Origin of the sequence: Citrobacter sp. RHBSTW-00599 (genome assembly GCF_013784065.1) — a bacterium.
In the GTDB taxonomy this organism is placed as follows: domain Bacteria; phylum Pseudomonadota; class Gammaproteobacteria; order Enterobacterales; family Enterobacteriaceae; genus Citrobacter; species Citrobacter braakii.
The window spans coordinates 3794319-3820734 of sequence record NZ_CP056717.1 but is presented as its reverse complement, the minus strand read 5'-3'; the positions used below and the strand labels follow the sequence as shown (position 1 = coordinate 3820734).

21 protein-coding genes and 1 other annotated feature are annotated in these 26416 nt (G+C 53.6%); of the genes, 12 read left to right on the top strand and 9 right to left on the bottom strand.

The window, feature by feature from the left end; all coding sequences use genetic code 11:
* Nucleotides 1-16: 16 nt before the first annotated feature.
* The gene (acrA, locus tag HV243_RS18740) at nucleotides 17-1210 is read right to left on the bottom strand and encodes a multidrug efflux RND transporter periplasmic adaptor subunit AcrA (protein WP_053389373.1); all 1194 of its coding nucleotides are present in this window, start codon (nucleotides 1208-1210) and stop codon (nucleotides 17-19) included.
* Between the two features lie 141 nt (nucleotides 1211-1351).
* Here acrA and acrR point away from each other — a divergent pair, with 141 nt between their 5' ends.
* Both acrR and mscK read left to right on the top strand, forming a co-directional pair.
* Nucleotides 1352-2002, top strand: a complete 651-nt coding sequence (gene acrR, locus HV243_RS18735; protein WP_016152075.1) for a multidrug efflux transporter transcriptional repressor AcrR — start codon at nucleotides 1352-1354, stop codon at nucleotides 2000-2002.
* A gap of 127 nt (nucleotides 2003-2129) precedes the next feature.
* Nucleotides 2130-5495, top strand: a complete 3366-nt coding sequence (gene mscK / locus HV243_RS18730) for a mechanosensitive channel MscK (RefSeq protein ID WP_053389374.1) — start codon at nucleotides 2130-2132, stop codon at nucleotides 5493-5495.
* A 74-nt stretch (nucleotides 5496-5569) separates the two neighbouring features.
* Here the strand turns inward: mscK and rsmS are convergent, their stop codons facing one another.
* Together rsmS and priC are read right to left on the bottom strand one after the other, a co-directional pair.
* Nucleotides 5570-5731: a pleiotropic regulatory protein RsmS gene (rsmS, locus tag HV243_RS18725; RefSeq protein WP_019076177.1), complete on the bottom strand. Its 162-nt coding sequence runs from the start codon at nucleotides 5729-5731 to the stop codon at nucleotides 5570-5572.
* 14 nt (nucleotides 5732-5745) lie between these two features.
* Nucleotides 5746-6273, bottom strand: coding sequence for a primosomal replication protein N'' (gene priC, locus HV243_RS18720; protein ID WP_016152078.1), 528 nt, complete (start codon nucleotides 6271-6273; stop codon nucleotides 5746-5748).
* Between the two features lie 69 nt (nucleotides 6274-6342).
* Between priC and HV243_RS18715 the strand changes: the two genes are divergently transcribed.
* The 8 genes from HV243_RS18715 (at nucleotide 6343) to hemH (ending at nucleotide 14510) form a co-directional block, all read left to right on the top strand.
* Nucleotides 6343-6720, top strand: a complete 378-nt coding sequence (locus HV243_RS18715; protein WP_029139439.1) for a DUF454 family protein — start codon at nucleotides 6343-6345, stop codon at nucleotides 6718-6720.
* A 193-nt stretch (nucleotides 6721-6913) separates the two neighbouring features.
* Nucleotides 6914-7465 carry an adenine phosphoribosyltransferase gene (apt, locus tag HV243_RS18710; RefSeq protein ID WP_006685676.1) on the top strand — a complete coding sequence of 184 codons (552 nt, stop codon included), beginning with the start codon at nucleotides 6914-6916 and terminating at the stop codon, nucleotides 7463-7465.
* A gap of 118 nt (nucleotides 7466-7583) precedes the next feature.
* On the top strand, nucleotides 7584-9512 hold the full coding sequence (dnaX, locus tag HV243_RS18705) for a DNA polymerase III subunit gamma/tau (RefSeq protein WP_016152081.1): 1929 nt from the start codon (nucleotides 7584-7586) through the stop codon (nucleotides 9510-9512).
* Nucleotides 8845-8909 (top strand) — a sequence feature (DnaX frameshifting element). Its footprint overlaps the gene before it by 65 nt.
* Before the next feature lie 58 nt (nucleotides 9513-9570).
* The gene (locus HV243_RS18700) at nucleotides 9571-9900 is read left to right on the top strand and encodes a YbaB/EbfC family nucleoid-associated protein (protein WP_003021764.1); all 330 of its coding nucleotides are present in this window, start codon (nucleotides 9571-9573) and stop codon (nucleotides 9898-9900) included.
* On the top strand, nucleotides 9900-10505 hold the full coding sequence (gene recR, locus HV243_RS18695; RefSeq protein WP_016152082.1) for a recombination mediator RecR: 606 nt from the start codon (nucleotides 9900-9902) through the stop codon (nucleotides 10503-10505). Before HV243_RS18700 ends, recR begins: the two co-directional genes overlap by 1 nt.
* A gap of 110 nt (nucleotides 10506-10615) precedes the next feature.
* A complete protein-coding gene (htpG, locus tag HV243_RS18690; protein WP_181603864.1) occupies nucleotides 10616-12490 on the top strand; it encodes a molecular chaperone HtpG in 1875 nt (624 codons plus the stop codon).
* A gap of 232 nt (nucleotides 12491-12722) precedes the next feature.
* Nucleotides 12723-13367 (top strand): adenylate kinase, encoded by a 645-nt coding sequence (gene adk, locus HV243_RS18685; protein WP_003021773.1) that lies wholly within the window; start codon nucleotides 12723-12725, stop codon nucleotides 13365-13367.
* A gap of 180 nt (nucleotides 13368-13547) precedes the next feature.
* The gene (gene hemH, locus HV243_RS18680; protein WP_016152084.1) at nucleotides 13548-14510 is read left to right on the top strand and encodes a ferrochelatase; all 963 of its coding nucleotides are present in this window, start codon (nucleotides 13548-13550) and stop codon (nucleotides 14508-14510) included.
* Here hemH and aes read toward each other — a convergent pair.
* Entirely contained in the window at nucleotides 14507-15466 is a 960-nt protein-coding gene (aes, locus tag HV243_RS18675) for an acetyl esterase (RefSeq protein ID WP_053389375.1), read from the bottom strand. The two genes, hemH and aes, sit on opposite strands and share 4 nt — an antisense overlap.
* 152 nt (nucleotides 15467-15618) lie before the next feature.
* On the opposite strand from aes, the gene gsk reads away from it, so the two are divergent.
* Nucleotides 15619-16923, top strand: coding sequence for an inosine/guanosine kinase (gene gsk / locus HV243_RS18670; protein ID WP_016152086.1), 1305 nt, complete (start codon nucleotides 15619-15621; stop codon nucleotides 16921-16923).
* A 45-nt stretch (nucleotides 16924-16968) separates the two neighbouring features.
* Here the strand turns inward: gsk and ybaL are convergent, their stop codons facing one another.
* Nucleotides 16969-18648, bottom strand: coding sequence for a YbaL family putative K(+) efflux transporter (gene ybaL / locus HV243_RS18665; protein WP_016152087.1), 1680 nt, complete (start codon nucleotides 18646-18648; stop codon nucleotides 16969-16971).
* A 224-nt stretch (nucleotides 18649-18872) separates the two neighbouring features.
* A complete protein-coding gene (gene fsr / locus HV243_RS18660) occupies nucleotides 18873-20093 on the bottom strand; it encodes a fosmidomycin MFS transporter (protein WP_016155879.1) in 1221 nt (406 codons plus the stop codon).
* Nucleotides 20094-20390: 297 nt separating this feature from the next.
* Here fsr and ushA point away from each other — a divergent pair, with 297 nt between their 5' ends.
* Entirely contained in the window at nucleotides 20391-22043 is a 1653-nt protein-coding gene (ushA, locus tag HV243_RS18655; RefSeq protein ID WP_016155880.1) for a bifunctional UDP-sugar hydrolase/5'-nucleotidase UshA, read from the top strand.
* Nucleotides 22044-22224: 181 nt separating this feature from the next.
* Here the strand turns inward: ushA and ybaK are convergent, their stop codons facing one another.
* The 3 genes from ybaK to copA form a co-directional block, all read right to left on the bottom strand.
* Nucleotides 22225-22704 carry a Cys-tRNA(Pro)/Cys-tRNA(Cys) deacylase YbaK gene (gene ybaK, locus HV243_RS18650; RefSeq protein ID WP_016152092.1) on the bottom strand — a complete coding sequence of 160 codons (480 nt, stop codon included), beginning with the start codon at nucleotides 22702-22704 and terminating at the stop codon, nucleotides 22225-22227.
* A gap of 200 nt (nucleotides 22705-22904) precedes the next feature.
* A complete protein-coding gene (locus tag HV243_RS18645) occupies nucleotides 22905-23699 on the bottom strand; it encodes a TraB/GumN family protein (protein WP_047358021.1) in 795 nt (264 codons plus the stop codon).
* Nucleotides 23700-23901: 202 nt separating this feature from the next.
* Nucleotides 23902-26403, bottom strand: coding sequence for a copper-exporting P-type ATPase CopA (copA, locus tag HV243_RS18640; protein WP_053389376.1), 2502 nt, complete (start codon nucleotides 26401-26403; stop codon nucleotides 23902-23904).
* Between the last annotated feature and the right edge of the window lie 13 nt (nucleotides 26404-26416).

Here is a 26416-nt window from a genome sequence, read left to right as displayed (position 1 = left end):
ACGGCTCCTGTTTAAGTTAAGACTTGGACTGTTCAGGCTGGCTACCGCTTGCACCTTGCTGGTTGTTATCAGCGGTGATTTCCTGCGCTTTTACCTGCGCGCCAGGACGTACTTTTTGCAGCCCAGTGACAATCACGCGGTCGCCCGGTTTAAGTCCATCAGTGACTAACCATTTGTCGCCAATCGCTTGTGCGGCGACAATTTGACGGGTTTCAACTTTGTTGTCTGCACCGATAACCAATGCACTGGCATCGCCACGCGGTGTGCGGGTAACGCCTTGCTGTGGAACCAGTAATGCAGTTGGGTTAGTCCCTTCTTCCAGACGAGCACGGACGAACATACCCGGCAGTAAGGTGTGATCCGGGTTAGGGAAGATTGCGCGTAACGTAATCGACCCGGTGGTTTGATCTACCGTGACATCAGAAAATTCCAGCGTACCGGACTGCGGGAATTTAATGCCGTCATTGGTCACCAGTTCGACTTTCGCTTTACCGTTTTCTTGCTTCAGCGTGCCGTTGGCCAACTCTTGTTTCAGGCGCAGGAAATCGTTGCTTGACTGCGTCACGTCCACATAGATGGGATCCAACTGCTGAACGGTTGCCAGTGCGGTTGCCTGACCGTTTTGCACCAGAGCGCCTTCAGTAACGGATGATTTACCAATGCGGCCGCTGATCGGCGACGTCACTTTGGTATAAGCCAGATTGATGCGTGCAGTTTCTACCGCGGCTTTCGCGGCGACAACGGAGGCGTTCGCCTGCTGTGCGTCTGCCAGTGCACTATCGTAATCCTGTTGACTGATGTACTTAGTACCCAACAGTTTCTGATAACGTTTGACCGTCAGTTGAGCGATATTTGCTGCGGCTTGTGCTTTTGCCAGATCGCCTTTTGCGCTTTCATAAGCGGCCTGGTAAGTAGCAGGATCAATCTGATAGAGAGATACACCCGCTTCGATGTCACCACCTTCCGTGAAATTACGCTTCAGGATAATACCGCTAACCTGAGGACGAACTTCTGCAATGCGATACGCACTGGTGCGACCCGGGAGTTCGGTTGTTATCTGTAGAGGTTCAGTTTTGAGCGTAACAACTCCAACCTCTGGCATCTGCTGGCCCCCTTGTTGGGCCTGTTTGTCGTCACATCCTGTTAGCGCTAAGCTGCCTGAGAGCATCAGAACGACTGCCAGAGGCGTTAACCCTCTGTTTTTGTTCATATGTAAACCTCGAGTGTCCGATTTCAAATTGATCAATGGCTGAAAGCCCATAAACCCATTGCTGCGTTTATATTATCGTCGTGCTATGGTACATACATTCACAAATGTATGTAAATCTAACGCCTGTAAATTCACTGACCTATGGCACGAAAAACCAAACAACAAGCACAGGAAACTCGACAGCACATTCTCGATGTTGCTCTGCGTTTGTTTTCGCAACAAGGGGTATCATCCACCTCGCTTGCGGAGATCGCAGCAGCCGCTGGTGTCACGCGCGGCGCGATCTATTGGCATTTCAAAAACAAATCGGATTTATTCAGTGAAATCTGGGAGCTAGCAAAACCTAACATTGATGAGTTAGAGACTGAGTATCAGGCAAAATTCCCCGACGATCCACTATCAGTATTAAGAGAAATTTTAATTTACGTTCTTGAAGCTACCGTGACAGAAGAACGCCGACGTTTATTGTTGGAAATTATATTCCACAAATGCGAATTTGTCGGGGAAATGGCCTCAGTTCAGCTAGCTCAACGCAGTCTGTGTATTGAAAATTACGACCGTATCGAACAAACATTGCGGCACTGCATGAACGCCAACATGCTGCCGGAAAATCTGAACACGCGTCGCGTGGCGGTGCTGCTGCGTAGTTATGTTACCGGAATTATCGAGAACTGGTTATTTGCCCCTGAATCTTTTGATCTGAAAAAAGAGGCTCGGGAATACGTCGCCGTGCTGCTTGAGATGTGTCTTCTCTGCCCTACCTTGCGGGTTAACGTAGCGGAAACCTGTTAACTCTCTGGGTCTGTGCCAGGAATTCTCCTGGTCATTTTGCCTCCTGCTATTCTGCCGGTCACAGCCGTGATATTCTTGCCGCTTGACTATTTTCGGTCACTTTTCCGGTTCAGAAACCTTCATTCTCATGACTATGTTGCAGCTCTATAAACGTTCACAGCATCTTATTGCTATTACCATTCTTTTCTTCATTCTATTGCTATCCTGCCAGTCATCTGCATTTGCGCGGGCGCAACAGAGTGGTGAACTGCCGACGAAAGCGGATATTCAGAGCCAGTTAGACACGCTGAATAAACAAAAAGATCTCTCCGCACAGGATAAGCTGGTTCAACAGGATCTCATCGATACCATTGCCACGCTGGATAAAATCGATCGTGTGAAGGATGAAACCGTACAGCTTCGGCAAAAAGTTGCCCAGGCGCCGGAGAAAATGCGTCAGGCGACGGATGCGCTAAATTCGCTTAGCGATGTCGATAATGACGATGAAACGCGAAAAACGCTGAGTACGCTCTCCTTACGACAGCTTGAGTCGCGCGTGTCGCAGGTCCTGGATGACCTGCAAAGCTCGCAAAATGATCTGGCCGCTTACAACAGCCAACTGGTATCGCTGCAGACACAGCCAGAGCGCGTACAAAATGCGATGTACACCGCGTCGCAACAGATGCAGCAAATCCGCAATCGACTCGATGGCACCACTGTGGGAGAGGCGGCTTTACGCCCCAGCCAGCAGGTGCTGCTGCAGGCGCAGCAAGCGTTGCTGAACGCGCAGATCGACCAGCAGCGTAAGAGCCTCGAAGGGAATACCGTTTTGCAGGATACCCTGCAAAAACAACGCGATTATGTGACGGCGCATAGTAACCGCCTTGAACACCAGCTCCAGCTCCTGCAAGAGGCGGTGAACAGCAAACGACTGACGTTAACCGAAAAGACGGCACAGGAAGCGGTAACGCCGGACGAAGCCGAGCGTATTCAGTCCAATCCGTTAGTGAAGCAGGAACTTGATGTTAACCATCAGCTCAGCCAGCGCCTGATTGCCGCGACTGAAAACGGCAACAGCCTGATGCAGCAAAATATCAAGGTCAAAAACTGGCTTGACCGCGCGCTGCAATCCGAACGCAACATTAAAGAGCAGATCGCCGTCCTGAAAGGCAGTCTGCTGCTGTCGCGCATTTTATATCAGCAACAACAAACGCTGCCGTCGGCGGATGAGCTTGCCGATATGACCAACCGGATCGCCGATTTGCGTCTGGAGCAGTTCGAAGTTAACCAGCAGCGCGATACGTTGTTCCAGAATGATGCGTTTGTTGCCAAACTGGAAGAAGGGCACAGCAACGACGTTAATCCTGAAGTCCATGATGCCCTGCTGCAGGTCGTGGATATGCGTCGTGAACTGTTGGATCAGCTAAATAAGCAGCTGGGCAACCAGTTGATGATGGCGATTAATCTGCAAATCAACCAGCAGCAGTTAATGAGCGTGTCGAAAAACCTGAAAGAGATCCTCACGCAGCAAATCTTCTGGGTTAACAGTAACCGTCCGATGGACTGGGACTGGATCAAAGCCTTCCCGCAAACCCTAAAAGACCAGTTTAAGTCGATGAAAATCACGGTGAACTGGGAAAAAGCCTGGCCCGCCGTATTTATTGCGTTCCTGGCAGGGCTGCCGCTGCTGCTTATCGCCGGGTTAATCCGCTGGCGTTTGAAGTGGCTGAAGGATTATCAGGCAAAATTAGCCGCCGCGGTGGGGAACCTGCGCAATGACAGTCAGCTTAATACGCCAAAAGCGATTCTGATCGATCTCATCAGAGCCTTGCCGGCGTGTCTGATTATCCTCGCGGTGGGTCTGATTCTGCTGACTATGCAGCTGAATATTAGCGACCTGCTGTGGGCGTTCAGTAAGAAGATGACCATCTTCTGGCTGGTGTTTGGTCTGTGCTGGAAGGTGCTGGAAAAAGATGGCGTGGCGATACGTCATTTTGGCATGCCAGCGAAGCAGACCAGCCACTGGCGTCGCCAGATTGTGCGTATTAGCCTTGCGCTGTTGCCGCTTAACTTCTGGTCGGTCATTGCTGAGCTGTCGCCGCTTAATTTGATGGACGATGTGCTTGGCCAGGTGGTCATTTTCCTCAACCTGCTGCTGATCGCCTTCCTGGTATGGCCAATGTGCCGCGAAAGCTGGCGTGACAAAGAGTCGCATGGTCTGCGTCTGGTCACTATTACCGTGTTGTCTATTATTCCGATTGCATTAATGGTGCTGACGGCGACAGGGTATTTCTACACCACGCTGCGCCTGGCGGGCCGCTGGATTGAAACGGTTTATCTGGTTATCCTCTGGAATCTGCTGTACCAGACGGTGCTGCGAGGGTTGAGCGTAGCGGCTCGTCGTATCGCCTGGCGTCGTGCGTTAGCGCGTCGTCAAAACCTGGTGAAAGAAGGGGCCGAAGGCGCAGAGCCGCAGGAAGAACCGACTATTGCGCTGGAGCAGGTTAACCAGCAAACGCTGCGTATAACCATGCTGGTGATGGTTGCCCTGTTTGGTGTTCTGTTCTGGGCCATTTGGTCTGATTTGATCACCGTGTTCAGCTATCTCGACAGCATAACGCTCTGGCATTACAACGGCACCGAAGCGGGTGCGACAGTGGTGAAAGACGTCACCATGGGCAGCCTGTTGTTTGCGATTATTGCGTCAATGGTCGCGTGGGCGCTGATCCGCAACTTACCCGGCCTGCTGGAAGTGCTGGTGCTCTCGCGACTGAAGATGCGCCAGGGGGCTTCTTATGCGATCACCACGATCCTGAATTACGCCATCATCGCCATTGGTGCGATGACGGTCTTCGGATCGCTCGGCGTCTCGTGGGATAAACTACAGTGGCTGGCCGCTGCTCTCTCGGTTGGTCTTGGTTTCGGCTTGCAGGAGATTTTCGGTAACTTTGTTTCCGGTCTGATTATTCTGTTTGAACGCCCGGTACGCATCGGCGATACCGTGACCATCGGTACGTTCTCCGGAACGGTCAGCAAGATCCGTATCCGTGCCACCACCATTACTGACTTCGATCGTAAAGAGGTGATCATCCCGAACAAAGCATTCGTGACGGAGCGGTTGATCAACTGGTCGCTCTCCGATACCACCACGCGTCTGGTGATCCGCATTGGCGTGGCCTATGGTTCGGATCTGGACAAAGTGAAGAAGGTGCTGTTGCAGGCGGCGACAGAACACCCGAAAGTGATGCACGATCCGGAGCCTGCAGTGTTCTTTACCGCCTTCGGCGCCAGCACGCTGGATCATGAGCTGCGTTTATACGTGCGTGAATTGCGCGATCGTAGCCACACGGTTGATGAACTTAACCGGGCGGTCGATCGTTTGTGCCGTGAAAATGACATTGATATCGCCTTTAACCAGCTCGAAGTTCATCTGCATAACGCGAAAGGTGACGCCGTGACCGAGGTTAAGCGTGACATCATTAAAGGTGACGATCCGACGCCTTCGGTAGGTTAATAGAAAAAATCATCAGGCCTGCGAGCTTCGATTCATTCGTAGGCCTGATAAGTGCAACGCCATCAGGTTTTCAGTTACCGCTCTTTTTTAGATAAAGAGAGCAGTTTCTTCTCGTAATCCTGCTTCACAATCTCCAGTGCTTTCAGAACTGTTTCAGGCTCCATCTGATTCTCTTCAAGCAGGACAATCAAATCGACGGCCAGTTTGACTTCATCTGGGGCGTTCTCTAATGACATAAATTCTCCGGGGATTAGCGGGTTAAACGCGCCAGCACGTTATCTATTCTTGCCAGTGCATGACGGCAGCGTGCCAGTCGTGCTTCGAATGCCTCTACTTCGCGATGCAGTTTTTGCTGTTCTTCAAAGCCCGTAACCTGTGCCAGGCGTTCTTTACGTTCACGCGTCATTTCAACCAGGCGGCGCTCAAACTCCTGGTGTTGAACTCGCTTACGCTGCCAGCGCGCCAGGCCAGGAGAGGCGCTGTCCCATTCCCGGAGCGACCAACTGGCGGTTTCACGTGAAATCGCCTCTAACTGTGAGGCAAGGTGTTCCGTAAGCCAGGTAATTTGTGGTAGTTGTTGCTGTTCAACTGCGCGACGTAGAGCAGTGAGATTATCATCAGCTTCATCCAGACAGGCCTGTAGCAACGTGCTGCGGGTGTGAAACAGATGCCTGTCAAAGCGGGCGCTAAGCGTGGCATGGTGTGCCAGTGGGGCACAACGCTGCCGCAAGCGGTTAAGCTGGTTTTCGAGCGTCTGAAGCAGCATGACGGTTTTCACGACAACACTCCGATGAAAATGAGAACTGTTATGATAAAGTAGCGATTCTCTGTGTTAAGTATTCATATTATGCAACGCATTATTCTAATCATCATAGGCTGGATAGCGGTAGTGTTAGGAACGCTGGGCGTTGTATTGCCTCTGTTGCCGACAACGCCGTTTATCTTGCTGGCCGCCTGGTGTTTTGCTCGCTCGTCGCCGCGTTTTCACGACTGGTTGCTGTACCGTTCGTGGTTCGGCGGGTATCTGCGCCACTGGCAAAAACACCGCGCGATGCCGCCGGGAGCAAAGCCGCGCGCTATTTTGTTGATCCTGGTAACGTTTAGTATTTCACTGTGGCTGGTCAATATGATGTGGGTACGCGGCCTGCTGCTGGTTATTCTCGCCTGTTTACTGATTTTTATGTGGCGGATCCCGGTGATTGATGAAAAACAACAAAAGCAGTAAAGCGCAATAAACGCTGTTGCAATTGTCTCTCACAGCCAGTAAATTCGACCGTTTTCGAGCACAGGCGCAGGTGGTCAAAGGTTAAGCAAATATAACCTTGGCTCTTATACAGACACAAAATCATTCAAGATACGTCGAGGATGAAGTGTATAGTGCGCCGTGAAGTAATACTGTATTAATCAGGCACAAACTTATGACCGCGACTGCACAGCAGCTTGAGTTTCTCAAAAATAGCATCAAAAGCATCCACGATTACCCAAAACCGGGCATTCTTTTTCGTGATGTCACCAGTTTACTGGAAGACCCGAAAGCCTACGCCCTCAGTATTGAATTGCTGGTTGAACGCTACAAAAATGCGGGTATCACTAAAGTGGTTGGTACCGAAGCGCGTGGCTTCCTGTTTGGCGCGCCGGTAGCGTTGGGTCTGGGCGTTGGTTTTGTTCCGGTACGTAAACCCCGTAAGCTTCCGCGTGAAGTTATTGCTGAGAGCTATGAGCTGGAATACGGCACCGATCAACTGGAAATCCACGTTGATGCCATCAAACCTGGCGATAAAGTCCTGGTTGTGGACGACCTGCTGGCAACCGGCGGCACGATTGAAGCGACCGTGAAACTGATCCGCCGTCTGGGTGGCGAAGTGACCGATGCTGCATTTATCATTAACCTGTTTGATCTGGGTGGCGAGCAGCGTCTGGAAAAGCAGGGACTGACCTGTTATAGCCTGGTTCCATTCCCGGGCCACTAATTTCGGGCTATCTTATCTCGGCAGATTAATACCGAGACACACAACCTCGCCGTCGCTGCGAGGTTGTGTTAGCATTATCCCCCTGTGAATCCACCCTCCAGCCTTTCAGAGCCTGCCAATGAGTTATCAGGTCTTAGCCCGAAAATGGCGCCCACAAACCTTTGCTGACGTCGTCGGCCAGGAACATGTGCTGACGGCACTGGCGAACGGCTTGTCGTTAGGGCGTATTCATCATGCTTATTTGTTTTCCGGCACCCGTGGCGTCGGGAAAACGTCAATCGCCCGTTTGCTGGCGAAGGGATTAAACTGTGAAACCGGCATCACCGCTACGCCGTGCGGCGTGTGTGATAACTGCCGTGAAATCGAGCAGGGGCGCTTTGTCGATTTGATTGAAATCGACGCCGCCTCACGCACCAAAGTCGAAGACACCCGTGACCTGCTGGATAACGTCCAGTACGCGCCAGCGCGCGGTCGCTTTAAGGTCTATTTGATTGACGAAGTGCACATGCTGTCGCGCCACAGTTTTAACGCCTTGCTGAAAACGCTCGAAGAGCCGCCCGCACACGTTAAGTTCCTGCTGGCGACCACCGATCCGCAGAAGCTGCCGGTGACTATCCTGTCGCGCTGTCTGCAATTCCATCTTAAAGCGTTGGATGTCGAACAGATTCGCCATCAGCTTGAGCATATCCTCAAAGAAGAGCATATCGCCCATGAGCCACGTGCGTTGCAACTGCTGGCTCGCGCCGCGGACGGCAGCCTGCGCGATGCGCTGAGCCTGACCGATCAAGCGATCGCCAGCGGCGATGGTCAGGTCTCGACCGACGCGGTCAGCACCATGCTCGGCACGCTGGACGACGACCAGGCGCTTTCGCTGGTTGAAGCGGTTGTGGCTGCGGACGGCGAACGCGTTATGACGCTGGTGAACGATGCCGCCGCGCGCGGTATTGAATGGGAAGCGCTACTGGTTGAGATGTCGGCTCTGCTGCATCGTATTGCCATGGTTCAGCTTTCACCTGCCGCGCTCGGCAGCGATATGGCCGCTATTGAACAGCGTATGCGCGAACTGGCGCGAATCGTCCCGCCAACCGATGTGCAGCTTTACTACCAGACCCTGTTAATCGGGCGCAAAGAACTGCCGTATGCGCCGGACAGGCGAATGGGCGTTGAAATGACGCTGCTACGTGCGCTGGCTTTTCATCCGCGCATGCCGCTCCCGGAACCTGAAGCCCCGCGACAGTCTTTTGCCCCGGTCGCACCCACTGCGGTGATGAACCCGACGCAGGTGCCGCAGCAGCCTGCGGCAGCGCAACAGCAACAGAATGTGCCGCTCTCCGATGCTACCAGCCAGGTGCTGGCGGCACGCAGCCAGCTGCAACGCGCTCAGGGAGCAACCAAACCAAAAAAGAGTGAACCGGCAGCCGCTTCCCGCGCGCGGCCGGTGAATAATGCTGCGCTGGAAAGACTGGCTTCGGTGTCGGAACGTGTTCAGGCGCGCCCAACTGTCTCTGCGCTGGAAAAAGCGCCAGCGAAGAAAGAAGCGTATCGCTGGAAAGCGACCAATCCTGTTGCAGAAGTCAAAGAAGTCGTCGCTACGCCGAAAGCGCTGAAAAAAGCGCTTGAGCATGAAAAAACGCCAGAACTGGCGGCAAAGCTGGCGGCTGAGGCCATCGAACGCGACCCGTGGGCCGCACAGGTAAGCCAGCTCTCGCTGCCTAAACTGGTGGAGCAGGTGGCGCTTAATGCCTGGAAAGAAGAGAATGGCAACGTGGTTTGCCTGCACCTGCGTTCCACGCAGCGACACCTTAACTCCAGCGGCGCGCAGCAAAAACTGGCCGAAGCATTGAGTTCCTTAACAGGGTCAACGGTTGAATTGACCATCGTTGAAGATGATAATCCAGCGGTGCGCACGCCGCTGGAGTGGCGTCAGGCCATTTATGAAGAGAAACTCGCGCAGGCGCGTGAGTCGATTATTGCGGATAATAACATTCAGACGCTGCGTCGTTTTTTCGATGCGGACCTGGACGAAGAGAGTATTCGCCCCATTTGATCGTCAGCCATTACGGTTTGACGGTCGTCATCCCTTAACGTGATTGAGAGAGAAGCCTATGTTTGGTAAAGGCGGTCTGGGTAACCTGATGAAACAGGCCCAGCAGATGCAAGAAAAAATGCAGCAGATGCAGGAAGAAGTCGCCAAGCTGGAAGTGACCGGCGAATCTGGCGCGGGTCTGGTAAAAGTAACCATCAACGGCGCGCATAACTGCCGTCGTGTGGAGATCGATCCAAGCCTGCTGGAAGACGACAAAGAGATGCTGGAAGACTTGGTTGCTGCGGCATTCAACGACGCCGCGCGCCGTATTGAAGAGACGCAGAAAGAGAAGATGGCCTCTGTTTCCTCCGGAATGCAGCTGCCGCCTGGCTTTAAGATGCCGTTCTGATGCAAACCAGCCCGCTGTTAACTCAGCTTATGGAAGCTCTGCGCTGTCTTCCGGGCGTTGGCCCGAAGTCTGCGCAGCGCATGGCGTTCACGCTGCTTCAGCGCGATCGCAGCGGCGGGATGCGTCTGGCGCAGGCGTTAACGAAGGCGATGTCGGAAATCGGCCACTGTGCCGATTGCCGCACATTCACAGAACAAGACGTCTGCAACATCTGTTCGAACCCGCGTCGCCAGGAAAACGGTCAGATTTGCGTGGTGGAGAGTCCGGCGGACATCTACGCCATTGAGCAAACCGGGCAATTTTCCGGACGTTACTTCGTGCTGATGGGACACCTGTCGCCGCTGGACGGTATTGGTCCTGATGATATCGGGCTGGATCGTCTTGAGCAGCGGCTGGCATCTGAGCAAATCAGCGAACTGATCCTGGCGACCAATCCCACGGTCGAAGGAGAGGCGACCGCCAACTATATTGCTGAGCTTTGCATGCAATATGACGTTGAAGCCAGCCGTATCGCCCATGGCGTTCCGGTTGGTGGCGAGCTGGAAATGGTCGATGGCACCACGCTGTCGCACTCTCTGGCAGGACGACACAAGATTAAATTCTGAACAAACGGAGGCCGCGACGGCGGCTTCCGCTTGAAATCCTTCCCGCTTGTCCCCATTTCACCCTCAACCTGTTTTTACCATTGAAAATGGCATTGTTGAGGTAGACCTACATGAAAGGACAAGAAACTCGTGGTTTTCAGTCAGAAGTAAAACAGCTTCTGCACCTGATGATCCATTCTCTGTATTCCAATAAAGAAATCTTCCTGCGTGAGCTTATCTCTAACGCCTCGGATGCGGCAGACAAGCTGCGTTTTCGCGCACTGTCTAACCCGGACCTGTATGAAGGTGACGGTGAGCTGCGTGTGCGTGTTTCCTTCGATAAAGATAAGCGTACGTTGACCATTGCCGATAACGGCGTGGGGATGAACCGTGATGACATTATCGATCATCTAGGGACCATTGCGAAATCCGGCACTAAATCTTTCCTTGAATCCATGGGGTCCGATCAGGCGAAAGACAGCCAGTTGATCGGCCAGTTCGGGGTTGGCTTCTACTCTGCGTTCATCGTGGCGGATAAAGTCACCGTGCGTACCCGCGCAGCGGGCGATAAACCGGAAAATGGTGTGTTCTGGGAATCTGCGGGTGAAGGTGAGTACACCGTTGCCGACATCACCAAAGACGATCGCGGCACCGAAATCACGCTGCATCTGCGCGAAGGCGAAGACGAGTTCCTTGATGACTGGCGCGTACGTTCCATCATCAGCAAATATTCCGACCATATCGCGCTGCCGGTAGAGATCGAGAAATCTGAAGAGAAAGACGGCGAGACCGTGGTTTCCTGGGAAAAGATCAACAAGGCGCAGGCGCTGTGGACCCGTAACAAATCGGAAATCAAAGACGACGAGTACAACGAATTCTACAAACATATCGCGCACGACTTCACTGATCCGCTGACCTGGAGTCATAACCGTGTGGAAGGTAAGCAGGAGTACACCAGCCTGCTGTACATCCCGTCTCAGGCTCCGTGGGATATGTGGAACCGCGATCACAAACATGGTCTGAAACTGTACGTTCAGCGCGTGTTCATTATGGACGACGCCGAGCAGTTTATGCCGAATTACCTGCGCTTTGTGCGTGGCCTGATAGATTCTAACGATCTGCCGCTGAACGTTTCTCGTGAGATCCTGCAGGACAGCACCGTCACCCGTAACCTGCGTAGCGCGCTGACCAAACGCGTACTGCAGATGCTGGAAAAACTGGCGAAAGACGACGCAGAAAAATACCAGACCTTCTGGAAACAGTTCGGCCTGGTGCTGAAAGAAGGCCCGGCGGAAGACAACGCTAACCAGGAAACGATCGCTAAGCTGATGCGCTTCGCGTCCACGCACACTGACTCCTCCGCACAAACCGTGTCGCTGGAAGACTACGTGTCGCGTATGAAAGAAGGGCAGGAGAAAATCTACTACATCACCGCAGACAGCTATGCGGCGGCGAAGAGCAGCCCGCACCTGGAACTGTTGCGTAAGAAAGGCATCGAAGTGCTGCTGCTTTCTGACCGTATCGATGAGTGGATGATGAACTACCTGACCGAGTTCGACGGTAAGGCATTCCAGTCCGTAGCCAAAGCTGACGAGTCCATCGACAAGCTGGCGGATGACGTTGACGAATCGGCAAAAGAAGCGGAAAAAGCGCTGACGCCGTTCGTTGAGCGCGTGAAAACCCTGCTGGGCGATCGCGTAAAAGAAGTGCGTCTGACTCACCGTCTGACCGACACGCCGGCCATCGTTACCACCGATGCGGACGAAATGAGCACCCAGATGGCGAAACTGTTCGCTGCTGCCGGCCAGGCCGTACCGGAAGTGAAATATATCTTTGAACTCAACCCGGATCACGTGCTGGTCAAACGCACGGCGGATACCCAGGACGAAGCGCAGTTCAAAGAGTGGGTTGAACTGCTGCTGGATCAGGCGCTGTTTGCTGAACGCGGCACGCTGGAAGATCCGAACCAGTTCATTCGTCGTATGAACCAGTTGCTGGTGTCCTGATAGCCGTAAGGTAATGCCGGATGATGCTAACGCGTGTCCGGCTTACACCATCTCGTCGATCCCTGGCCGGATACGGTGTTTACACCGCGATCCGGCATTTTCTCTCCTCATTTTTAATTTTCCCACCGTTAACCGTTTCAGCGTCGGGCGTCTTCCTTGAGCCAATTGCGTGATGGTGGTATCGTTTAGCGCTTTTTAAAAAATATCGACAACCTTTAAGGGGATTTTCGTAATGCGTATCATTCTGCTTGGCGCTCCGGGCGCGGGTAAAGGAACTCAGGCTCAGTTCATCATGGAGAAGTATGGTATTCCGCAAATCTCCACCGGTGATATGCTGCGTGCTGCCGTGAAATCTGGCTCCGAGCTGGGCAAACAAGCGAAAGACATCATGGACGCCGGTAAGCTGGTGACTGATGAGCTGGTGATCGCGCTGGTAAAAGAGCGTATTGCTCAGGAAGACTGCCGTAATGGTTTCCTGCTTGATGGCTTCCCGCGTACTATTCCGCAGGCTGATGCCATGAAAGAAGCAGGCATCAACGTGGACTACGTTCTTGAATTCGACGTTCCGGACGAGCTGATCGTTGACCGTATCGTGGGTCGTCGCGTACACGCTGCTTCTGGCCGCGTTTACCACATCAAATTCAACCCGCCTAAGGTTGAAGGAAAAGACGACGTGACCGGCGAAGAGCTGACCACCCGTAAAGACGATCAGGAAGAGACCGTACGTAAGCGCCTGGTGGAATACCATCAGATGACCGCTCCGCTGATCGGCTACTACTCGAAAGAAGCGCAGGCGGGTAACACCAAATACGCGAAAGTTGATGGCACCCAGGCTGTGGCTGACGTTCGCGCAGCGCTGGAAAAAATCCTCGGTTAAGTTTTAGCGCAGTCAATGCCGGATGGCGGTGTAAACACCTTATCCGGCCTACGATTTTATTTAGGCCTGATAAGCGCAGCGCCATCAGGCAAATTCTCGTCTTACCTTTCACAGCAATTAGTTCTTCTTTATCGCTTTTCCGCTACAATTATCAACAATTTGAATCGATAAGAGGCGGTAATGCGTCAGACGAAAACCGGTATCCTGCTGGCAAACCTCGGCACTCCCGATGCCCCAACCCCCGAAGCCGTTAAGCGCTACCTGCGCCAGTTTTTAAGCGATCAACGCGTAGTCGATACGTCACCTGCGCTGTGGTGGCCGCTGCTGCGTGGTGTGATTTTGCCGCTGCGTGCGCCACGCGTGGCAAAGCTGTACCAGTCAATCTGGATGGAAGACGGTTCCCCGCTGATGGTCTACAGCAAGGCGCAGCAGCAGGCGCTGGCACAACGTCTGCCAAATACGCCTGTCGCGCTGGGGATGAGCTACGGTTCACCGTCGCTTGAAAGCGCGGTCGATGAACTGCTGGCAAGCGGAGTTGAACACATGGTGGTGTTACCGCTGTACCCGCAATATTCCTGTTCTACCGTGGCGGCGGTCTGGGACGAACTGGCGCGAATCTTAGCGCGTAAACGCAGTATTCCTGGCATCTCATTTATTCGTGATTACGCCGATGACAGCAGCTACATTGATGCGCTGGCCAAGAGCGCCCGTGATTCATTTGCTCAACATGGTGAACCCGATTTGCTGCTGCTTTCCTACCACGGCATTCCGCAGCGCTACGCCGATGAAGGCGATGACTACCCGCAGCGCTGTCGCGATACGACTCGTGAGCTGGTTTCTGCGCTTGGCTTGCCGCCGGAAAAAGTGATGATGACCTTCCAGTCTCGTTTTGGCCGTGAACCGTGGTTGACGCCATATACCGATGAAACGTTAAAAATGCTGGCGGAGAAAGGGACCCGACATATCCAGGTCATGTGTCCGGGCTTCGCGGCTGATTGTCTCGAAACGCTGGAAGAGATAGCGGTGCAAAACCGGGAGATTTTCCTTGAGGCAGGCGGTAAGCAATATGAGTATATTCCGGCGCTGAATGCCACACCGGAACATATCGAAATGATGGTTAAACTGACCGCAGCCTACCGTTAAAGCTGCGCTCTGAAGTAACGCGCGCCCTCCCGTAACGCATCGTCGGCGGTTTTCATCATCCGCGAATAGTGCAGGAAGGCGTGCAACGTACCGGGGTACATTTTGTACTGGCAGGGCTGCTGATGCGCCTGTAGCGTCTGGAATAATAAGCGGCTATCGTCAATCAGCGGATCAAACTCCGCACCGGCGATAAAACACGGCGGTACGTCGCGCGTCAGGTCGTTATTAAACAGGCAATAGTATGGTGATTCGCGATCGTCGGCGCTACGCAGGTACGCGTTTTCGTACATCTGCAGATCCTCGCGGGTTAAACCATCCCAGGCGCCGCCCATTAGCCGTCGGCTCAGTGAATCCTGCAGGCCGTAAAGCCCATACCACAACAGCACGCCAGCCACCTTGCCGCAGGCAATTTGTTTATCCCGCAACCACAACGCGCTGGCAAGCGCCAGCATGGCCCCGGCGGAATCGCCCGCAAAACCAATATGATTCACATTAAGGGAATAATCGCCAGCGTGCTGATAAAAGTACTGACAGACGGCGACAATCTCTTCGATGGCTTGCGGGTAGCGGGCCTCTGGCGCAAGCGAATAGTCGATGCCAATGATCGTGCACTGCGTATAGCGCGCCAGTAAACGCATAATGCGATCGTGGGTATCCAGATTACCGAGAATAAAACCGCCGCCGTGCAGGTAATATAGCGTCGCCTGGCTATGGGGCAGCGGAGCGTAAATTCGTGTGGCAACGGGGCCGAATGCGGTGGAAATAACGCATTCTCGGGTATTCATCTGTGGGGCATCGGCATTCCACAACTGCCGTTCATGAATGTAGTGTTTACGCTGGGCCACAAAGTCATCGGCAGCGGGCCACGGCGGCAAATCTTCGCGATGAAAATTCACCACACTTTTCATTTCATCCGAAATGTTGTCGAGTACGGGGATCTTGTTTTCCGGCTTCATAAAGCGCTCCTTGTGAAGGTGAGTTATTGTAGAAATTCATCCCGGATAAACTGCGATCTCACCGTCCGATATTGAAACTCAGCGCCGCATCGCATGCGCAGCGGGGAATGTGCTACCATGCATCGCTCAGCTAACCACCCGTAAAATCGACCATGAAATTTCCCGGTAAACGTAAATCCAAACACTATTTCCCCGTCAGCGCGCGCGATCCGTTGCTGCAACAAATTCAGCCAGAAAATGAAACCAGCGCAGCCTGGGTGGTGGGTATTGACCAGACGCTGGTGGATATTGAAGCCAAAGTTGATGATAACTTTGTAAAACGTTATGGATTAAGTGCCGGGCACTCTCTGGTGATTGCAGATGATGTCGCTGAAGCGCTCTACCAGGAACTGGTGCGTGAAAATTTGATCACCCATCAGTTTGCGGGCGGTACTATCGGTAATACGATGCACAACTACTCCGTGCTGGCGGATGACCGCTCGGTGCTGCTGGGTGTGATGTGCAGCAATATCGAGATTGGCAGCTATGCGTACCGCTATTTATGCAATACCTCCAGTCGTACCGATCTGAACTACCTGCAGGGCGTAGATGGACCGATTGGTCGCTGCTTTACGCTGATTGGCGAGTCCGGTGAGCGTACCTTTGCAATCAGCCCAGGGCATATGAACAAGCTACGGGCGGATAGCATCCCTGAATCGGTGATTGCCGGAGCGTCCGCGCTGGTGCTAACGTCCTATCTGGTGCGCTGCGAGCCGGGTGAGCCAATGCCGGAAGCGACCATGAAGGCGATCGAATTTGCTAAAAAACACAATGTACCGGTGGTACTGACGCTGGGCACCAAATTTGTCATTGCCGATAATCCGCAGTGGTGGCAGGCATTCCTGAAAGAGCATGTCTCAATTCTGGCGATGAATGAAGAAGAGGCCGAAGCGCTGACCGGCGAAAACGATCCGCTGCTGGCGTCCGACAAGGCGCTGGATTGGGTGGATCTGGTGCTGTGCACAGCGGGTCCGGCGGGTCTTTATATGGCGGGCTTTACGGAAGAAGAAGTCAAACGTAAAACCCAGCATCCGCTGCTGCCTGGGGCCATTGCCGAATTCAACCAGTACGAGTTTAGCCGCGCCATGCGCCATAAAGATTGTACCAATCCGCTGCGTGTGTATTCGCACATCGCACCGTATATGGGCGGTCCAGAGAAGATCATGAATACCAACGGCGCTGGCGACGGCGCGCTGGCGGCATTGCTGCATGATATTACCGCTAACAGCTATCACCGCAGCAACGTGCCTAACTCCAGCAAGCACAAGTTCACCTGGCTGACCTATTCGTCGTTAGCCCAGGTGTGTAAATATGCGAATCGCGTGAGTTATCAGGTGCTGAACCAGCATTCCCCGCGCCTGACGCGCGGTTTGCCGGAACGCGAAGATAGTCTCGAAGAGTCGTACTGGGATCGTTAAATCATGCACATGCCGGATAAGCGATAGCGTCATCCGGCAACGACATCAGCCTGTAACGACCACCTCACCAGCAGGCGGCGTTTCAATCAGTTCCAGCATGGTACGGGCGATTTCACGCTCACCCATGACGACCTGATTGGCGCCGCGTTCGGTAATGTATTCCACCTCGTCGTCATAATGCGCGCGCGCGATAATTTCAATCGACGGGCACTTCTCGCGTGCTGAAGCGACAATTTCACCTGCTTCATAGCCATTGGGAATGGTCAGCAGTAGCCAGCGTGCGCAATCCAGATGCGCCAGATTCATAATTTCTTCGTTGGCGGCATTTCCCAGCACCGCGCGGATCCCGCGCTCGCGCAGTTCATCCACTCGGGTGCGTGAGGTTTCGATAACTACCAGCGGGATCCCCGCAGCCATCAATTTCTCGCCCAGCAGGCTACCGACGCGCCCAAAGCCAACCAGCAGGGCGTGATTGCAGATATCCACCGGAATTTGCTTCTCTTCTTCAATAGCCTCTTCCAGCGTCTGTTCTTCCAGCGTTTCTGTTTTGGCGAGATATTTTTCTAACACCGCGAACAGCACCGGGTTAAGCATGATAGACAGGATCGCCCCCGCCAGCACCAGATTCTGTCCGGCCTGCGGCAGCAGGTTTAACGCCATGCCCAGACCCGCCAGGATAAAGGCAAATTCACCAATCTGCGCCAGGCTGGTGGCAATGGTGAGCGCTGTGCGTTGGGAGTGACCAAACAGGCGCACCAGGAAATAGGCGGCAAGGGATTTACCAAAGATGATAATCGCCAGCGTGCCCAGCACCGCCAGCGGTTGCTGAATCAGAATCATGGGATCAAAGAGCATCCCGACGGAAACAAAGAACAGTACGGCGAACGCATCGCGCAGCGGTAGGGTGTCATGCGCCGCACGGTGACTCAGTTCAGATTCGTTCAGCACCATGCCGGCGAAGAATGCCCCCAGTGCAAAGGAGACATCGAACAGCTCCACTGCGCCAAATGCGATACCTAATGCGAGGGCGAGGACTGACAGGGTAAACAGTTCGCGTGAGCCGGTTGCGGCGCTACGGGCCATAATCCACGGTACCAGGCGACGACCGACCAGCATCATAATTGCGATAAATGCCACCACCTTACCGATGGTAATGCCCATATCTACGGCCAGCGAGGCAAAGCCGACATCTTCTTTTTCCAGCATTCCAGCGACGGCTGGCAGGAGAACCAGCGTCAGCACCATCATCAGGTCTTCGACAATCAGCCAGCCAATGGCGATTTGCCCGCGCTGACTGTCAATGAGCTGCCTTTCTTCAAGCGCACGCAATAGCACCACGGTACTGGCGGTTGAAAGACACAGACCAAACACGATCCCTACCATCAGCGACCAGCCCATCACCGCTGAAAGCGCCATGCCCAGCAGCGTTGCCACCGCTATCTGGGCAATCGCGCCGGGAATGGCGATAGACTTTACCGCCATCAAATCCTTCAGCGAAAAGTGCAGCCCCACGCCGAACATCAGCAGGATTACGCCAAGCTCGGCCAGTTCAGGCGCTAACTTGGTATCAGCAACAAAACCAGGTGTAAATGGACCGGCCAGAACGCCCGCTAACAGATATCCCACCAGAGGAGAAATACGTAGTTTATTGGCAATCATGCCTAATATAAAAGCGAGCACAAGGCCGCCGACAATGGTGGTGATAAGCGGGGTGGCGTGATGCATTCCGTCTCCTTTGGTTGCTGTGATAATCCTGAAAACTCAAACGACGAGTAATAGTTTATGACAATTTTGATGTTTTTGTTTGTGAATAATTATTGAATTTTGATGAAAATAGGATTTTAGACGTAAAAAAGCACGGATCGGAAAAGTACAGCGGTATGTGAGAGGCAAAGGCTGATGGCTACTGTAAGTCTGACGGCCAAAATTTACTTTTGGCCGTCAGGAAATCACGCTTTATGTCGGTTATCAGGTAAGAATATGGTCAGTATCCCCAGTAGTGGCAGGAAAGCACATATTTTGTAGACCAAATCGATGCTGGTATGGTCGGCAATCAGCCCTAACACCGCGGCTCCCAAGCCGCCCATGCCGAAGGCAAAACCGAAAAATAGCCCAGAAACCATGCCGATACGGCCAGGAAGCAGCTCCTGCGCGTAGACCAGAATGGCAGAAAACGCCGATGCGAGGATAAAACCAATGATCACGGTTAAAATCCCGGTCCATTCCAGCGTTGCGTAGGGTAAAAAGAGGGTAAAGGGTGCTACGCCGAGGATAGAGCCCCAAATAACATATTTTCTGCCAATTTTATCGCCCAATGGTCCACCAATCACCGTCCCGGCTGCGACGGCAAACAGGAAGGCAAACAAGTGAAACTGGGCATTTTGTACCGATAATCCGAATTTTTGCATCAGATAAAAGGTGTAATAGCTGCTGATGCTCGCCATATAGAAGTATTTGGAGAAAATCAGCACCAGCAGGATGCTTACCGCCAGTACCACTTTATTCCGTGGTAACGGATTCACGATGGCGACTTTCGGTTTTCCTTTACTCATCCGGTGCTGCGCAGCATACCAACGGCTGATTTGCGCCAGAACGACAATCGCTAATAACGCAGCCAGCACAAACCAGGCCACATTACCCTTACCATATGGCGCGATGATGACAGCCGCCAGTAACGGTCCCAGAGAGCTACCGAAGTTGCCGCCAACCTGGAAAATTGACTGGGCAAGACCGTGACGACCGCCGGAGGCCATTCGCGCCACGCGGGATGATTCCGGGTGAAATACCGAAGAGCCGGTACCAACCAGCGCCGCGGCGAGCAGGACCATATGGAAACTGCCGGCCATGGCCAGCAAAACAAGCCCACTCAGCGTGAAGCACATCCCAATGGGCAGCGACCACGGCATTGGGTATTTATCCGTCCAGTAACCCACAACCGGTTGCAGCAGTGAGGAAGCAAGCTGGAAGGTCAGGGTAATCATCCCTATCTGCATAAACGTCAGCGAGAACTCTGACTGCAATAGCGGATAAATCGCCAGGATCAGCGACTGGATCATATCGTTTAGCAGATGGGAGAGGCTGATTGCCCCTAAAATGCCAAATGAGGTGCGTGCTTTAGCAACCGACGCTGACGCGCCAGCCACTGGCTGGGTTGGTTCACTTATTGCCATAGAAAGTCACTTCTGTTTGGGTTGCGATTATGAGGGTAATCTAATTTGTTATTATTACCTGACTAACATACCTGCGGAAGGTGTTTGAAGGAAGTCTCATTTCTGAAAACATTTTCGGCTATTATTTTCAGTAGCTGTAATTTTATGCCCGAACTAATTCGACTTACAGGCAGGCGGCAAACGCGAGAGTCCCAGGAGCTTATTGCATAAGCAACAGGGGGAAGTGAGCGCAGCCAACGCACATGTAATTTGAAGGATAACGGGTATGGCGGTTGATATTGAGTCAGGGAGTGAAATATGAAGTTTTTAAAACGGGGCGTGGCGCTGGCGTTATTAGCCGCATTTGCGCTGGCAGGTCAACCTGCACAGGCGTACGAAAAAGATAAAACCTACAAAATTACCATTCTGCATACCAACGATCATCACGGTCACTTCTGGCGCAGCGAATACGGTGAATACGGGCTGGCGGCACAAAAAACGCTGGTGGACGGTATTCGTAAAGAGGTGGCTGAGGAAGGAGGCAGTGTACTGCTGCTTTCCGGTGGCGACATTAATACCGGCGTACCGGAGTCTGATCTGCAGGATGCGGAACCTGATTTTCGCGGAATGAACCTGATTGGCTATGATGCGATGGCGGTCGGAAACCACGAGTTTGATAATCCGCTTAGCGTATTGCGCCAGCAGGAAAAATGGTCCAAATTCCCGTTTCTCTCGGCCAATATCTATCAGAAAAGCACCGGCGAGCGTTTGTTTAAGCCGTGGGCCATCTTTAAGCGCCAGGATTTAAAAATTGCCGTACTCGGTTTAACCACTGACGATACGGCGAAAATTGGCAACCCAGAGTTCTTTACCGATATTGAGTTCCGTAAACCTGCTGATGAAGCCAAACTGGTTATCCAGGAACTGAATATGGGGGAAAAGCCGGACATCATTATTGCGACCACCCATATGGGACATTATGACAATGGCAATCACGGCTCGAACGCACCTGGCGACGTAGAAATGGCGCGCAGCCTGCCGGCGGGATCGCTGGCAATGATTGTGGGTGGTCACTCGCAGGATCCGGTATGTATGGCCGCGGAAAACAAGAAGCAGGTTGATTACGTGCCGGGTACGCCGTGTGCGCCAGACAAGCAAAACGGGATCTGGATTGTGCAGGCGCATGAGTGGGGGAAATACGTGGGGCGGGCGGACTTTGAGTTCCGCAATGGCGAAATGAAAATGGTTAACTACCAGCTCATCCCCGTCAACCTTAAGAAAAAAGTGACCTGGGACAACGGTAAAAGTGAGCGCGTACTCTACACCCCGGAAATTGCAGAAAATCAGCAAATGCTTTCTCTGCTGACGCCGTTCCAGAATAAAGGTAAAGCGCAGCTCGACGTGAAAATTGGTAGCGTCAATGCGCGCCTCGAAGGCGACCGTAGCAAAGTCCGTTTCGTGCAGACCAACATGGGGCATTTACTGCTGGCTGCGCAAATGGCGCGAACCAGCGCTGATTTTGGCGTGATGAGCGGCGGCGGTATCCGTGACTCCATCGAAGGCGGTGATATTACCTATAAGAGCGTGCTGAAGGTGCAGCCGTTCGGTAACATCGTGGTGTACGCCGACATGAGCGGGAAAGAGGTGATTGACTATCTGACCGCCGTGGCGCAAATGAAGCCGGATTCCGGGGCCTATCCGCAGTTTGCCAATGTCAGCTTCGTGGCGAAAGACGGCAAGCTTAACGATTTGAAAATTAAAGGCGAACCCGTTGATCCAGCCAAAACCTATCGCATGGCAACGCTGAGCTTCAATGCCACCGGCGGCGATGGCTATCCGCGAATTGATAACAAGCCTGGCTATGTAAATACCGGGTTTATTGATGCGGAAGTGCTGAAAGAGTACGTGCAGAAGAACTCACCGCTCGATGCTGGTGCGTATGAGCCGAAGGGCGAGGTAAGCTGGCAGTAACAGGGCAATTTGGGGCATCATTTTATCCGCTCCTCCGGGCCGCCCTTCATGGCGGCCCAATAATCCTACTTATTACATCTACGCTCCGGTTCTTGCGCGCTGGCCGAGTCCAAACTGTCTTCACCAATCACGCCCTGTAATCGCAGTAGGCTCAATCGCCGTATCACCGGGCAAAAGACAATTAATCACGGCGTGCGATATCGGCGAATTTCGCATCCAGAATTTTCGCCAAATCGCCCGCTGCCAGTTCAATATCCAGCCCGCGTTTGCCGCCGGACACATAAATGGTGTCAAACGTCTGGGCGGGAGCGTCGATGAGCGTCGGCAATCTTTTTTTCTGCCCCAGCGGGCTGATGCCGCCTACCAGATACCCGGTGGTTCGCTGCGCGATCATCGGATCGGCCATATCGACCTTTTTGGCTCCCAACGCCCTGGCGACTTTTTTGAGATCCAGTTGACCGGCTACCGGCGTAACGGCAACCGCCAGGTGCTTCATATCGCCATTCACGGCAACCAGTAGCGTTTTGTAGACCTGGTCCGCATTCAGACCTAACTTGCGTACCACTTCGTCACCAAAGTTCGTCTCGGACGGATCGTGATCGTAGGTGTGGATCTGGAAAGAAATTTTGTTTTTTTCGAGTAATTTAACGGCGGGTGTCATAGCAATTTTCCTGGCCCAGACAAAATACGACACAAGCATACGCCTGATGTCTGTCTAAAAAATAGTACCATCTTGCGCAATAGTGTTGGCAGGATGATGACTTTGAGCGACAATCGAACTACACCGATGCTTTAAGCGTCGGGATCATAATAATGATGAAATTCCTCTTTGACGGGCCAATAGTAATATTGGCCATTTTTTTACCGTAACATCTCCGGCAAATTTCCTTCTCCATACAAATGCAGCGCGCCAACGGCTACAACATAGTGCCCGGCAGGCATCGCCCTGAGTCGATCGCGCCAGGCCGCATTACGCTGATGCATCAAAACGTCATACAGCGACTGGCTAAAAGTATTGGGTAGAGTGAGTTCGCTATTGCGTGGCGGCGTTTTAAGCCACCAGCCCATCATCTGTTGTAGCAGTCTGGCATTGGTATGCCAGTGCGTCAGGGTATCGTCCAGTAGAGCCAGTCCGTTATCGGGTAACTGACACAACAGCTCGATTTGGCTGGATGCGCCTTCCAGCTCGATTATGGGTTTATGCACCTGTTTTGCCGCATTCAGAAGTTGGTAATCAATGCCGTATTCTGCCCGCAACCCCAACTGCTGCGCCTGCGTTGCCTGCAAGACCATGGCGATTTGCCACAGCGGCTGTGTAGACAGCAGGGAAGGGGAAATACCCAGCTCGTCGGTGACTTTGTGCAGATTATCTAGCAGCTCTGGGCTGATGCGCTCTTCCAGTGCGGCAAAGGTCGGAAGGTTGGCAAACGGCGCGTCGTCGCCGGAAACATCGGCTTCGACAATGAGCGCATCGGCACGCTGGAGCTTTTTGAGTAATTTGGCAGGCAGAGGCGCCATATCGCGGCTGCCCATGTGAATACTGCCAATCAGATGAAAATGGCGGTTTCCGGGCAAGGAGATGTCGATGGCAGGCCAGGTATAGTGGTTGCCGCGTAGCGCGGTGAAAAATGATTTTACCCGGTACAACAGATCCATACGGCCTCCCTAAGTAGACTTCCATGCTAGCGCGTGGTCCTGGAAGGTGCAAATACACTTCATCATTCCCTCCGCCTCTTTATTGGCAGCGAGCAAAAACCCCAGTCACATAGTTGGCTATGCTCCTGGGGTTTTTATACTTGCAGCTTTGAGGCAACGCGAATGATTTGGGGCTCCGTTCAGAGCGGCATCCGGTAAAGGCTTACTCTTTAGGTTTGAAGCGCAGCAGTCGGTTAGCGTTGCTCACCACGGTAATGGAGGAGAGCGCCATCGCCGCCCCGGCAACGACCGGGTTGAGCAGTGTTCCGGTGAACGGCCACAAAATCCCGGCGGCAACGGGGATACCGATGCTGTTATAGATAAACGCGCCGAGCAGGTTCTGCTTCATATTGCGCAGCGTTGCCCGGGAGATAGACAGCGCATCGGCAACGCCCATCAGGCTATGGCGCATCAGCGTAATCGCGGCGGTTTCAATCGCCACATCGCTGCCGCCACCCATGGCAATCCCTACATCAGCCTGAGCCAGCGCAGGCGCATCGTTGATACCGTCACCGACCATGGCAACCTGACGCCCCTGGCTCTGCAGACGTTTAATCGCCTCGGCTTTACCGTCCGGCAGAACGCCAGCAATCACCTCATCAATACCCGCCTCTTTGGCAATGGCGTTGGCGGTCGTTGGGTTGTCGCCGGTGAGCATCACCAGACGATACCCGGCGCGGTGCAGACGCTGGAGTGCTGCCACGCTGTCGCTACGCAGAGGATCACGTACCGCTAACAGCGCTGCCGCTTTACCGTCAATCGCTAACATTACTGGGGTTGAGCCTTGGGAAGCCTGAGCGGTGATTTCAGCCTCCATTTCAGTGGTATCTACCTGCTGTTCATTGAGCAGCGCCTGGTTTCCCAGCAGCAGCGAATGACCTTCCGTTTCGCCACTGACGCCTAAACCGCGCAGCGTACGGAAACCGTTGACCTGCGGCAGCGTGACATCACCTGCTTTGTCCAGAATCGCCCTGGCTAACGGGTGGCTGGAACCCTGTTCAAGGGCCGCTGCCAGACGAATTGCCAGCGCTTCGTCGGTATTGCCAAACGTTTTGATGGCGACAACCTGTGGTTTGCCTTCAGTTAGCGTCCCGGTTTTATCAAACACGATGGTATCGAGCGTGCTGGCGCGCTGCAGCGCATCGGCATCACGTACCAGCACCCCAAATTCAGCGGCACGCCCGACGCCGGAAATAATCGACATCGGCGTTGCCAGACCCAGCGCACAAGGGCAGGCAATAATCAGGACGGTGGTGGCGATTACCAGCGTATAGACAATCTGCGGCGCCGGTCCAAAGAAATACCAGATAGCCGCACTGACCAGCGCAATGGCGACCACGACCGGAACGAACACCGACGAGATGCGGTCGGCCAGTTTGCCAATCTCCGGTTTGCTGCTTTGCGCCTGGCGCACCATACGAATAATGCGCGACAGCGTGGTGTGACTGCCAACAGCGCTGGCGCGGAACAGCACGCTACCGTCCTGTACGACCGTACCGGCGTGGACGCTATCGCCTGCACCTTTTTGCTGTGGAATCGGCTCACCGGTCAGCATGGCCTCATCCAGCCAGGCTTCACCCTGAGTGATTTCGCCATCAACCGGAACGCGGTCACCGGTGGTCAGGCGCAGCAACATTCCAGCCTGCACCTCTGCCAGCGGCACGTTCTTTTCACCTTCGTCAGTGACGACCCGCGCGGTCGGCGGTGTCAGATCGAGCAGTTTTTCCAGTGCTTTAGACGAGCGTTGGCGAGCCCGCGCTTCCAGCATGTGTCCGAGGTTAATCAGACCGATAATCATGGCACTGGCTTCATAATAGAGGTGTCGCGCTTCCATCGGGAACCATTGCGGCCAGAGGTTGACGCTCATGGAATAGAGCCATGCCACCCCCGTACCCAGCGCCACCAGCGTATCCATGGTCGCGGTGCCGTTCATCAGGCTTTTCCACGCATTGCGGTAAAAGTGACCGCCCGCGAAAACCATCACGGCAAGCGTTGCCAGACCAATCATCAGCCACAGGCTGCGGTTGTCGTCGCTCACCATCATGTTGTCGCCAATCATGCCCCATACCATCACCGGGATACCCAGGAGCAGCGCGACGGCTGCCTGCCAGCGAAAACGTTTCATGGTTGCCACGGCGGTTTCTTGCTGACGCTCGCGACGCTTAGCATCATCTTCAATCGCTTCTGCGCCGTAGCCCGCTTTTTCAACCGCCTGTACTAAATCTGCGGCGGAGGCACTGCCCATTACCAGCGCAGTGCGTTCCGCCAGGTTTACCCGTGCCTGCGTGACGCCCGGTACACTTTGCAATGCATTTTGTACGCGGGTCACACAACTGGCGCAGCTCATGCCGTTTAACAGCAACTGCTGGCTGTCATCATCAGCCGTAGCTGCCGGAAGCTCGGAAGGGACCGCTGCCAGTGCTTCCGACGGGATTGATGACTCCGTCAGCGGTTTAGCCTTTGGGTGGCTTAACTCCGCGCCGTAACCGGCTTGTTTAATGGTTTCAATCAGCGCTTCTGCGCTGGCGCTCCCGGTAACATGCGCTTCTGTCACGGTGACATCCGCTTGCTCAACGTCCGGACGTTGTTCCAGACTTTCTTTAACGCGTTTTACGCAGTGACCACAGGACAGGCCGTCCAGGGTTAGATCGATTGTTTGAGACATAACCAACTCCTTT

What these genes read in the sequence shown, in the direction of transcription:
- acrA (WP_053389373.1), bottom strand. Translation starts at nt 1,210, where the DNA reads ATGAACAAAAACAGAGGGTTAACGCCTCTGGCAGTCGTTCTGATGCTC.
- acrR (WP_016152075.1), top strand. Translation starts at nt 1,352, where the DNA reads ATGGCACGAAAAACCAAACAACAAGCACAGGAAACTCGACAGCACATT.
- mscK (WP_053389374.1), top strand. Translation starts at nt 2,130, where the DNA reads ATGACTATGTTGCAGCTCTATAAACGTTCACAGCATCTTATTGCTATT.
- rsmS (WP_019076177.1), bottom strand. Translation starts at nt 5,731, where the DNA reads ATGTCATTAGAGAACGCCCCAGATGAAGTCAAACTGGCCGTCGATTTG.
- HV243_RS18715 (WP_029139439.1), top strand. Translation starts at nt 6,343, where the DNA reads ATGCAACGCATTATTCTAATCATCATAGGCTGGATAGCGGTAGTGTTA.
- apt (WP_006685676.1), top strand. Translation starts at nt 6,914, where the DNA reads ATGACCGCGACTGCACAGCAGCTTGAGTTTCTCAAAAATAGCATCAAA.
- dnaX (WP_016152081.1), top strand. Translation starts at nt 7,584, where the DNA reads ATGAGTTATCAGGTCTTAGCCCGAAAATGGCGCCCACAAACCTTTGCT.
- HV243_RS18700 (WP_003021764.1), top strand. Translation starts at nt 9,571, where the DNA reads ATGTTTGGTAAAGGCGGTCTGGGTAACCTGATGAAACAGGCCCAGCAG.
- recR (WP_016152082.1), top strand. Translation starts at nt 9,900, where the DNA reads ATGCAAACCAGCCCGCTGTTAACTCAGCTTATGGAAGCTCTGCGCTGT.
- htpG (WP_181603864.1), top strand. Translation starts at nt 10,616, where the DNA reads ATGAAAGGACAAGAAACTCGTGGTTTTCAGTCAGAAGTAAAACAGCTT.
- adk (WP_003021773.1), top strand. Translation starts at nt 12,723, where the DNA reads ATGCGTATCATTCTGCTTGGCGCTCCGGGCGCGGGTAAAGGAACTCAG.
- hemH (WP_016152084.1), top strand. Translation starts at nt 13,548, where the DNA reads ATGCGTCAGACGAAAACCGGTATCCTGCTGGCAAACCTCGGCACTCCC.
- aes (WP_053389375.1), bottom strand. Translation starts at nt 15,466, where the DNA reads ATGAAGCCGGAAAACAAGATCCCCGTACTCGACAACATTTCGGATGAA.
- gsk (WP_016152086.1), top strand. Translation starts at nt 15,619, where the DNA reads ATGAAATTTCCCGGTAAACGTAAATCCAAACACTATTTCCCCGTCAGC.
- ybaL (WP_016152087.1), bottom strand. Translation starts at nt 18,648, where the DNA reads ATGCATCACGCCACCCCGCTTATCACCACCATTGTCGGCGGCCTTGTG.
- fsr (WP_016155879.1), bottom strand. Translation starts at nt 20,093, where the DNA reads ATGGCAATAAGTGAACCAACCCAGCCAGTGGCTGGCGCGTCAGCGTCG.
- ushA (WP_016155880.1), top strand. Translation starts at nt 20,391, where the DNA reads ATGAAGTTTTTAAAACGGGGCGTGGCGCTGGCGTTATTAGCCGCATTT.
- ybaK (WP_016152092.1), bottom strand. Translation starts at nt 22,704, where the DNA reads ATGACACCCGCCGTTAAATTACTCGAAAAAAACAAAATTTCTTTCCAG.
- HV243_RS18645 (WP_047358021.1), bottom strand. Translation starts at nt 23,699, where the DNA reads ATGGATCTGTTGTACCGGGTAAAATCATTTTTCACCGCGCTACGCGGC.
- copA (WP_053389376.1), bottom strand. Translation starts at nt 26,403, where the DNA reads ATGTCTCAAACAATCGATCTAACCCTGGACGGCCTGTCCTGTGGTCAC.